14 protein-coding genes are annotated in these 8,757 nt (G+C 70.3%); 3 read left to right on the forward strand and 11 right to left on the reverse strand.

Annotation, left to right across the window (positions count from 1 at the left end; genetic code table 11):
• Nucleotides 1-362 precede the first annotated feature (362 nt).
• From ACFY0X_RS35990 to ACFY0X_RS36020, 7 genes are all read right to left on the reverse strand, one after another.
• Entirely contained in the window at nt 363-1,148 is a 786-nt protein-coding gene (locus tag ACFY0X_RS35990) for a hypothetical protein (protein ID WP_387760734.1), read from the reverse strand.
• Nucleotides 1,149-1,381: 233 nt separating this feature from the next.
• Nucleotides 1,382-1,810: a hypothetical protein gene (locus ACFY0X_RS35995; protein ID WP_387760735.1), complete on the reverse strand. Its 429-nt coding sequence runs from the start codon at nt 1,808-1,810 to the stop codon at nt 1,382-1,384.
• A gap of 99 nt (nt 1,811-1,909) precedes the next feature.
• Nucleotides 1,910-2,164: a hypothetical protein gene (locus ACFY0X_RS36000; protein ID WP_387760736.1), complete on the reverse strand. Its 255-nt coding sequence runs from the start codon at nt 2,162-2,164 to the stop codon at nt 1,910-1,912.
• Between the two features lie 637 nt (nt 2,165-2,801).
• On the reverse strand, nt 2,802-3,062 hold the full coding sequence (locus ACFY0X_RS36005; protein WP_387760737.1) for a hypothetical protein: 261 nt from the start codon (nt 3,060-3,062) through the stop codon (nt 2,802-2,804).
• On the reverse strand, nt 3,059-3,409 hold the full coding sequence (locus ACFY0X_RS36010; RefSeq protein WP_387760738.1) for a hypothetical protein: 351 nt from the start codon (nt 3,407-3,409) through the stop codon (nt 3,059-3,061). The genes ACFY0X_RS36005 and ACFY0X_RS36010 overlap by 4 nt, the downstream gene beginning before the upstream one ends.
• A 185-nt stretch (nt 3,410-3,594) precedes the next feature.
• A complete protein-coding gene (locus ACFY0X_RS36015; protein ID WP_387760739.1) occupies nt 3,595-3,966 on the reverse strand; it encodes a hypothetical protein in 372 nt (123 codons plus the stop codon).
• A 35-nt stretch (nt 3,967-4,001) separates the two neighbouring features.
• Nucleotides 4,002-4,301, reverse strand: a complete 300-nt coding sequence (locus ACFY0X_RS36020) for a hypothetical protein (protein ID WP_387760748.1) — start codon at nt 4,299-4,301, stop codon at nt 4,002-4,004.
• A 96-nt stretch (nt 4,302-4,397) separates the two neighbouring features.
• Here ACFY0X_RS36020 and ACFY0X_RS36025 point away from each other — a divergent pair, with 96 nt between their 5' ends.
• Nucleotides 4,398-4,661: a hypothetical protein gene (locus tag ACFY0X_RS36025; protein ID WP_387760749.1), complete on the forward strand. Its 264-nt coding sequence runs from the start codon at nt 4,398-4,400 to the stop codon at nt 4,659-4,661.
• Between the two features lie 141 nt (nt 4,662-4,802).
• Here the strand turns inward: ACFY0X_RS36025 and ACFY0X_RS36030 are convergent, their stop codons facing one another.
• Complete coding sequence (locus ACFY0X_RS36030; protein ID WP_387760740.1) at nt 4,803-5,108, reverse strand: hypothetical protein; 306 nt, start codon at nt 5,106-5,108, stop codon at nt 4,803-4,805.
• Between the two features lie 131 nt (nt 5,109-5,239).
• The gene (locus ACFY0X_RS36035) at nt 5,240-5,734 is read right to left on the reverse strand and encodes a hypothetical protein (RefSeq protein WP_387760741.1); all 495 of its coding nucleotides are present in this window, start codon (nt 5,732-5,734) and stop codon (nt 5,240-5,242) included.
• Nucleotides 5,735-6,273: 539 nt separating this feature from the next.
• Between ACFY0X_RS36035 and ACFY0X_RS36040 the strand changes: the two genes are divergently transcribed.
• Together ACFY0X_RS36040 and ACFY0X_RS36045 are read left to right on the forward strand one after the other, a co-directional pair.
• Entirely contained in the window at nt 6,274-6,738 is a 465-nt protein-coding gene (locus ACFY0X_RS36040; RefSeq protein ID WP_387760742.1) for a hypothetical protein, read from the forward strand.
• A 148-nt stretch (nt 6,739-6,886) separates the two neighbouring features.
• Entirely contained in the window at nt 6,887-7,156 is a 270-nt protein-coding gene (locus ACFY0X_RS36045) for a hypothetical protein (RefSeq protein WP_387760743.1), read from the forward strand.
• On the opposite strand, the gene ACFY0X_RS36050 is transcribed toward ACFY0X_RS36045, so the two are convergent.
• The gene (locus ACFY0X_RS36050; protein WP_387760744.1) at nt 7,123-7,614 is read right to left on the reverse strand and encodes a hypothetical protein; all 492 of its coding nucleotides are present in this window, start codon (nt 7,612-7,614) and stop codon (nt 7,123-7,125) included. The genes ACFY0X_RS36045 and ACFY0X_RS36050 overlap by 34 nt on opposite strands.
• 258 nt (nt 7,615-7,872) lie before the next feature.
• Nucleotides 7,873-8,427, reverse strand: coding sequence for an SMI1/KNR4 family protein (locus ACFY0X_RS36055; protein ID WP_387760745.1), 555 nt, complete (start codon nt 8,425-8,427; stop codon nt 7,873-7,875).
• Nucleotides 8,428-8,757: the final 330 nt, after the last annotated feature.

The following is an 8,757-nucleotide window of genomic DNA, read 5'->3' on the forward strand; positions in this document are numbered from 1 at the left end:
CTGGTGCTTCGCGCTCTCCTCTGCGGTAGGGGTGTGGCGTACCGGCAGGTTGGGCGGTCACCCAGAAGGTAGAGCCGCCGACCGTCCGGCGGCGGATCGCCACCGACCTCGACATCCCTTACCGATCCACCATGACCCGCGACCAGCTCCAGCACGCCCTCGAACAGACCGGACGCCGCCACCGGGCCGCGTCGTAGGCCACGGGAACAGGTGCTCACGCTGGGCCACTGCCTGCCCTTGGCCTTGTGCACGGGGGGACCACCTGGGCGTCCTGCTCAGCGGTTTGGTAGCGGATCGAGAGCCGCTGGGCCCGGTACGCGAGGCGGGGCCGCGCCGTTCGGTGTCGGGCCCGCCTGCCGCTCTCACTGGCCGGGCTGCCGCTTGGCTTTGCGGAGGGTGGCCCGGGTGAGGGCGGTGGAGTGCTGGGCAGGGATCGTCCGGTCTGCTGGCTCTTGGGCGGCGGCGTCGTACCGGGCGCGCAGGTCTGCGGCCAGATCATTGCCGTCGGCGGTGTCGGACGCTTCCAGAAGCTGCGTGAGGGCCTGGATCTCTCCTGCCCGCAGGGGCACCGTCCGTACTTCGGGCCAGCCGGTGAGGTGTCCGTCGATCATGCGGGCGTGCTCTGTGGAGAGCAGCGTGCTGAAGACGTGTCGTAGGGGGCGTTGCCACCCGCTCGTCGAGCTCTTGATGAGTGGGTCGCTTCGGCGCAGGACGTCCTCATAGGCGAGCAGGCGGTCGGTCAGCGGGGCAGGGTCGTCCTGCTTCGGGCGCCGGTAGTAGGGCCGGTCGGTGCTGCCGACCTGGCCGTTGACGCGTGCAGCGGTCAGGAACATGGCGACTTTGGCGGGTTCGGGCGTCAGGCCCTCGCCCATCCAGTACGCCGTGGTGCCCGTGTCTTGGTCGGCCCGCAGGGTCCATCCACTGGCCGCGTCCCAGTCAAGGCTCGGCGACTCGTACCCGGGGTAGGCGCGGGTCCACCACGGGGCCGGCAGCGAGACGAAGGCCTCGGCCTCGGACGCCCCATCCCCTTCGCTGACGGTGTTGACGACGGTGACGCCGTCGACGGGGAAGTCCTGGGCGAGGAGCTCGGCGGCGACGGCCGCGGTATACGCCCAGGCTCCCCGAAGGAGCTTCTGCTGGCTGGTCATGCTGGTCTTCCTCTTGTCGGGAGCGGATCGGTGGGCAGTGGACGCAGGAGCCAGGCGTGCGCGGTTGCGGGTCGATGGGACCGGCTCGTTGTCCTAGGTGTCGGTGCCGCCGGCCACCGGGGGTTCCCTGGCACGGTTCGCCTTGAGGCTGCCGGAGCGCCGGCGACGCACGCCACGGGGCACCGGGGCCTAACGTGCGGAGCCGACCCGACGGACGGCGAGCCGGCGTTGCGTCAGTCGGCGGCCGGACGCGTGGCCTCGACGGCGCGCGCGACGGCCTCGCTCTCACCCGGCATCCAGTGCCAGCCGGCCTCGGTGTAGACGCGCACCAGTTCCTCCAGATACTCGCCCTCGTAGCCCAACCGGGTGTGGAGCACCACGTTCACCCCGGGCTCGCGGCCGTCACCGACCGGGCGCGGGTAGTGCTCGACCACCCGCACAGTGTGAAACGGGTAGGTGGTCGGCGTCCTGATGTACGGCCGACCGTCCAACGGGCCCAGCAACAGGCTGGTGGCCGAGAACGCGTCCCCGACCGCAGGCACCGCCAGTGCAGTGGAGGCGTTCTCCTTCACCACTGAACAGAGATAGCCCCCTGACTCCCCGTCCGGCACGGTGGCCGGCTTGTCCCAGAAATCGACCCTGACCCCGATCGTGATCGTCACGCCCGCCATCCTTACGGCCCGCCGCCTCCTGGGAGCCGAAAGCCCCACGCCCTCACCCCATCGAGCTACCTCGGGCGCAGCGTGGTCTTCCCGGCCGGCTCATCTCGACGGGTCCGGATGTTCGACCAGCTGGAGTGTCTGCAGCCGAGCCAGCGCCTCGTACGCGGTGGAGGTCGAGGTGCCGCAGTCGTGGGCGATCTCTTCGACATCGGCAGTGACCGGGGCGAACACCGCACCGTGGCTCGTGAGCCATTTGTTCTCGGGTTCGCGCAGCCGGTTGTAGTGCCAGCGCAGGATCGCCTCCCGGTCGGCGGTTGCTTCGTCGAGGGCGGCCCGCGCCTTAGTCCTGTCCACCGGATGGCGCGGTGGGAGGATGGCAGTGTGGAGCCGCTGTACGACTGGTTGTCCCAGCGGGGTGTGAACACCGGCATGATCCGGGGACTCCCACGCTGGAACGTGGGCATGCCGCCGGACGGGGATGGCCGGCCGGACTCGAGTACCGGGTGGCCGCAGGCGGGCGATGCCGAGTCGGCGGCGGCGCACGGGGTCGGGCGCAGCGGGACGGCGCCGGCGCGGAGTGCCTTGTCGTGGCGGGCGCGGCGTTCGGCGAGGGCCTGGCTGCTGTTGGCGGCTGCGGTGGGGCGGTGGCTTCCTCGTGGTCGGTCTTCTCGGCGAGGCCTTGGGCGGACTGGTCCTCGGTTCGCGTCGGCTGAGGCGGGTCTGCTCCTGGCGGGCGATGGCGGCGACGATCGAAGGGTCGATGACGGGGTCGGTGCGGCGGATCTCGGAGAGCGCGCGGTGGTAGCCGGCGCTCGCGTCGTCGCGGGTGCGGACCGGGGCCTCGGGCTGTTCGACGGCCTGGTGGTGCGCGGTCCGCTGGTCGGGGCCGACGGCGATGCCGCGGGGCGCCCCCCGCAGGTCCCGCACGACGGTCCGGCCCATCTTGCCGTTGATCCGGTGCCCCTCGACCCGGCCCGGTGGTGCCGGCGGGTCAGTGCGTCGGTGGTGGCGTGACCTGGCAGACCACGACGAGCTCCAGGCGGGGGACGACGTAGTAGGCAAGCAGGCCGCCGGCGATGTCGAGGTAGCGCATCGGCTCACCGCTGCCTTGGTAGGAGGTGCCGTCCAGGTAGAGCGCCTCGGCGGCGCGGACCAACTCGGCGGCCCGCTGTTCGACGGCGGTGAGGAAGCCGGCCGGAGCACCGGCGGTGACGTGCTGCTCGCTGGGCAGGTACTCCCAGCTCCAGGTCACGCGTTCACCGCCGCGTAGGCGGCCCGGTAGAGCTCGGCGACGGTGGCGGCGTGCTCGCGGCACTCGGCGACGGTCGCGGCGTGGTTGGCGAGGTAGTTCGCCCGGTGCCAGGCCTGGGCGGTGGCGGGGTGCCGCTCGATCTCCACGACGGCGGCCCAGTGCGCGACGAACGAGCGGATCGGCTGGACGTTGCCGGTGGTGATGGCCTCGACCATGGCCTTCGTCTGCCCGTCGATCATCTCGGGGAGGCGGTCCGCGGCGACGACCGCCAGGGCGGCCTTCAGCGCGGCCGGGTTCCGCTCGGGCCGGGGGATCAGCTCGACTCCGTCGTGCACGGGCTGACTCATGGCGTTACTCCATCTCTCCGTCTGCTGCGAGGCTACCCGCTTCGGGGGTGGCGCCTGCCGGGATTGGGCGACACCCGGAGGCGGGCCGCGGTTGCCGGGCTGCTGCGGGCCCGGCCGACCCGATGGCGCTTCGCCGGGGCGGCCGGGGCGACGTCGCGAGTGGCGCCTCCCCTGGCGCCTGCCGCCTACAGGAGGGCGCGTGCCTCGGCGGCGAGGTGCGCGGGGTACGCGAGGTGAGGGCAGGACTCGGTCAGGTGGGTGGTGACGTCGGCAACCGCCCGGTGGGCAGGCAGGAGCGGGACCTGGTGCAGGCCGGACGGGGAGGCGTCGAGGGCGGCGGCCAGGGTCTGCTCGAACTGTTCCCGGTCGCCGAGCAGGCCGTAGCGGGACAGCGCGGTGCGCAGCTCGTGGAGGGTGGCCGGTCTCGGCGCGGCCTGGTGCAGTCGGCGCGGTGCCGCGCGCTCACACCAAGTTCGCCCAGGTCGATCCGCATGGTCTCCCCCGCAGGCGCGGCGGACCCGGGAGCGGAGGTCAGCCGTGATCGCGTCCAAGATCATGACAGCGGCTGCCGTCCTCCCCGCACGTGCGGGGATCAGCCGAGTGCCAGCCGCATTTCACGCCGCCCCGTCCGCGGCGGAGCAGAGCGGGAGAGGCGCAGCGGGATCGCCCCGGCCCGGGCGGCGCGGGCGACGGCGAGAGCGGCACGGTGTCGCTCTCGCTGCTGGCGGGTGTGCTCGTCGGCGGTCGTGGCGGGGTTGGAGGCCACCTCGATGGCGTGCTGGTGGTTCGCTTCGGGTTCGCGCAGCCGGTTGAAGTGCTGGCGGAGAATCTCCTCCCGGGCCGCGGCGGCTTCGTCGAGCGTGGCCTGGCGGGCGAGGGCCTGCTCGCGCATCTGGCGGCGCAGTTCCTGGTAGGCGGTGTGGTCGGCGAGCGGGGGCCGGACCGGCGGCGCGGGTGCGAGGCGGGGGGCCGGCCGGTCGTCGAGGTCGTGTTCGAGCTGCGGCGCGGGGGCGGGGCCGACGAGGTCCGCGACCCCCGCCGAGAGGTCGACAACCTGCCGGAGAAGACCAGGCTCACCGCGCAGGAGGTCAAGACGGCCGAGCAGCTCATCGGCATGCTCGCCATCGAGTGGAAACCCGACGAGTGGCACGACACCTACGAGGAGCAGGTCAAGAAGCTCGTCGAGGACAAGCTCGCGGGCCGCGAGATCGCCGTCTCCGCCGGGCCCGCCCCCGAGGCCTCACCACACTGATCGCGCGACCACTCCATGACTTCGGGCATCGCCTCCGCTGGTCACAGTGGCGACGCCGACACCAAGCCCGCGCCCGTGACGGCCACTACCGGCGGCAAGTAGCTCTGCAACCATGAAGATCAAGACCTGTGACCGGAGGAGCTACGCCGGAAAGTCCTGGCCTATTGCCCGCAGGACGTCGGCGAGCCACACCAGGTGGTATCCCAGAGCACGATCCTGGTCGGCAAGCAGATCCCTCAGATGCTGCCAGGACTCCGAGAGCTGCCCGATCGTCAGGTCGCCCGGCTCCCTGGCGACGTCGTACAGCTCGTCCGAGGGGATAGACCAGAAGTAGTCCTTGTCCAGGGCGACGGCATCGCCCGCCGCGGCGGCTTCCACATGGCGCAGCAGCACATCGAACGACCTGCGCAACTCAGCGAGGGACACGTACAAGGGCTCACCAGTCATGAGCACCATCATGAAGGACCGACAAGATCACGATCTACGGCTGGAGTACTAACCCCCGCGCTCGCGGGGAGGACCCGACCGTCTCCGAGCTCACGGGAAGCGGCGCCGGCTGACCCCCGCGCGTGCGGGGATCAGCCGAGTGCCAGCCGTATTTCACGCCGCCCCGTCCGCGGCGGAGCAGAGCGGGAGAGGCGCAGCGGGATCGTCCCGGTCCGGGTGGCGCGGGCGACGGCGAGAGCGGCACGGTGTCGCTCTCGCTGCTGGCGGTCGTGTTCGTCGGCGGTCGTGGCTGAGGCGCAGGCGGCCTCCTCGATGGTGTGCTGGTGGGCGGCCTCGGGTTCGCGCAGCCGGTTGTAGTGCCGGGCCAGGATGGCCTCCCGCTCGGCGGCGGCTTCGTCGAGCGTGGCCTGGCGGGCGAGGGCCTGCTCGCGCAGTTGGCGGCGCAGTTCCTGGTAGGCGGTGTGGTCGGCGAGCGGGGGCCGGACCGGCGGCGCGGGTGCGAGGCGGGGGGGCCGGCGGGTCGTCGAGGTCGTGGTCGGGCTGCGGCGCGGGGGTGGGGCCGACGCGGACGTCGACCGCCCGTACGGTGCCGGGGCGCAGCTGGCCGAGGGCGGCAGCTCGAGCATCGACGCCTCGTCGACTATTCCGACCTTTGGACTGTTCGGATTGGCTGTGACCTGGGGTGGTGCGTCGCGGAAATGTCCGTGACGTGCTTGGTCGTGCCGTTGTCGTCAGCCCGGACATGCGGGGATCACAGCCCGATCCAGTGCGCCAGCCCGTTGACGATCAGGCTCCCGACGGCGGCCATGGCGCCGGAGAGCGCCGCGAGGCTGGCCGTCCGGACTGTCGCGCGGCGATCGGAACGTTGCGGCTGTCCCTGACGGGCAGCGACGGTGTGAGAGCGGCGCTTGGGCCGGGTCCTGCTGATGATTCCCCTCCTGAGCAACGACGCGAGACACACCTCCGGCGGAAGCGTGCCGCAGGGCCTCAGCGACCCAGCAGTTCCAGTCTGGAGCCGCCCAAATGTAGTAGGGAAAGGACGTTTCTGCTGGTCAGAGCTGGTCTAGTGGTGGTTTCTGCGAGTCTTCGCGAGTTATCGCGTTGTCATCACGAGTGTCTGGTGGTCTTCGTTAGGCTCAGGTGGTCACGAGCTGGGGAGGGACACGTGGCGAAGATCTTGCGCATGCCGTCCGATTGGGAGCTGCCGCCGGGAGCGCGACGCAACTTCGTGGAAGAGCTGTGGGACTACTACCGCCGAGCAGGGCGCCCGACGCTTCAGGAGATCGCCGACGCCATAGCAGCCGACTACGACGCCTTCACTGCGAGCAAGGAGACCATCCGCCGGGCCATGCTCGGCAAGACGGTGCCTATCAACGGGGACGTCGTCGACGCCATCTTCGAAGTGTTCTGCAAACGCTCCAAGACCGATCCGAACGAGGATCGGTGGCCGCACTCGCTCGACGAGGTGGAACCGCGCCGGAACTGGTGGCGTCATTTGTGGTCTCTGGCGCTGGAAGAGGAACCGTCTCTGCCGGTTCAGCCGGGAAGCACCGGCGGCTGGGGAGGCGGTGGCGATTGGGGAAAACCCGCCACCCGCGCGTCGGCGGCCTCGGGAGAGCCTCCGTTCTGACCTGCCGATTGTTGCGTCCCTCAAGCAGGACATAACTGGGCGAAATGTCCAGAGACTGCGACAGATATGTCAGCAGTGCTGATCTTTCCGTGCCCCGAAACTCTTGCCACAGCCAGGGCCTCCGGTGAGCACGGAGACGGGACTGGCCATGGCCGCGCTCACCTGTCAGTTCCGCGCGTTCGGAAAGATGATCACCGAGCTCCCAGGCGACCGGCTCCCGCAGTGGATCGAAGCGGTCCGCGCCGACGACCTGCCGAGTCTCAACGCCTTCGTCAACGGCCTGGAGCGAGACCTTGCTGCGGTCACCGCCGGGTTGACCCTGCCCTGGAGTTCGGGTGTCATCGAGGGCCACGTCAACCGGATCATTCTGTGGAATCAGCACTGTCAAGCCGTGTGCTTGTGCATCACGTCGAGGTAGTGCAGATCGCGATGCGGAACGTGGTGGTCCCGGCCGGGCAGGCTGAAGACAGCGCAGACCTCGGCGGGCCGGGTGAGGATGCTCGACTGCTCGCCGAAGGTGAGGACGGGGTTGACCTCGTGGTGGCAGCCCGCGGTGTCGAGGGCCGTGATCAGTTCCTCGCGGAGCACGGTGGCCTCGAACGACTCGGAGTCAGGCAGGACGAGCGGCGGGAGACTCACCGTTGATCCGGGCCAGAGGTTGATCCAGATGCCGCTGACGGCCCTCTGGGTGACGACCAGTCGAAGGCCTCCCCATGCATAGGGGTAGCCGTCGATGTCGGGGCCCTTCATGAGGATGGCGGGGTGAGGGCGCCCTTGACCGAGGAGGTCCTCGGCCTCGGTCAAGGGCATTCCGCACTGAAGGGGGCCGATCCGGCCGGTTCGGGCGAAGTCGACGAGCACGTCCATCAAGGTCACGGCAGTGACTGTGACACTCTCCCGGGCCTGGGCGCACTCCGAATATTCCGCGCGATGGGCAACCCGTCCCGCCCTGTCGGACGTCGACGACCGGCAGGGCGGGCCATCGACGGCACGTCCAGTCGCGTGGTGTCGGGCCGGCCGGAGCGGGTGTGTCGGCGAGGCGGTCGAGTAGCCGGTCCAGGGCTGCATGGCCGTCCTGGCTCCAGTCCAATGGGCCTCGTCGTGTCCACCGGTAGTCCCACCGTGGGTCGTATGTCAGCGGAGCCTGTCCGCCGCATCGGGCCAGGGCTGCATGTCCGAGTCGTCGTCCACCTGGTCCGCCTCGTACCAACCACGCCGGTCGAGCCAGGTTCGCAGCCACTCGGCAAGGCTGTGTGAGTCGACGAACCATGCCGTAGAGGCGTCCTCACCGTCGATCGCGTTCGGTTCGAAGAGCAGGACGGTGCCGTCGGCGCTGTGGCAGTCCACGCAGGCCAGCATGCCGCAGCCCCAGTTCAGGATCGGCAGGACGCCAGCGGGCCAACGCCACCACGGGTCGGTTCCACCCGGGACGCCTCGGGTGTGGCAGTTCCCCAGTGCCGTGTTCGTCTGCTCGGTTTCTGGGGCTTCGAAGAGCTCGAACAGGCCGTCCTGCGGGCCGAATCCGCCGTTGCCCACGGTGGTGTAGAGCGCGGCGAGGAGCGGGTGCAGGCGGAAACCCAGCTGTTGCTCCACAGCGTCGAGGCTCTGCGGGGTGATCGGGTCCTGCAGGTTCTCACTGTTCGCGGCGGCAGTCCGGACGTGCTCCAACAGCGGTTTGAAATCGTTCACCTCGGCATCCTCCCGAACACGACTGACACGTCTGTCGAACGGGCCCGGCTGGTCATCGACCATTCACGATCGCGGGAGTTGAACGTCGCCCAACGTGACCGCTCCACAGAACTTGAGCCAGAACCCGCTCTCGTGAACAAAGCCAGCTGGTCTTTGCTCGGGAACTCCGACACGGCCTTCTCCTTTGTCACAACGATGGGGCACGGGGGTGGGGGGGGCGCGGGGGGGGGGGCCCCCCCCCCCGCGGGGGAAAAACCACCCCCCCCCCCCCCCCGGGGGGCCGGCGCCACCCCGGGGGGGGTGTTTGGGGGGGGGGGGGGGGCGCGTGGG

Origin of the sequence: Kitasatospora sp. NPDC001547, assembly GCF_042894165.1 — a bacterium.
In the GTDB taxonomy this organism is placed as follows: domain Bacteria; phylum Actinomycetota; class Actinomycetes; order Streptomycetales; family Streptomycetaceae; genus Kitasatospora.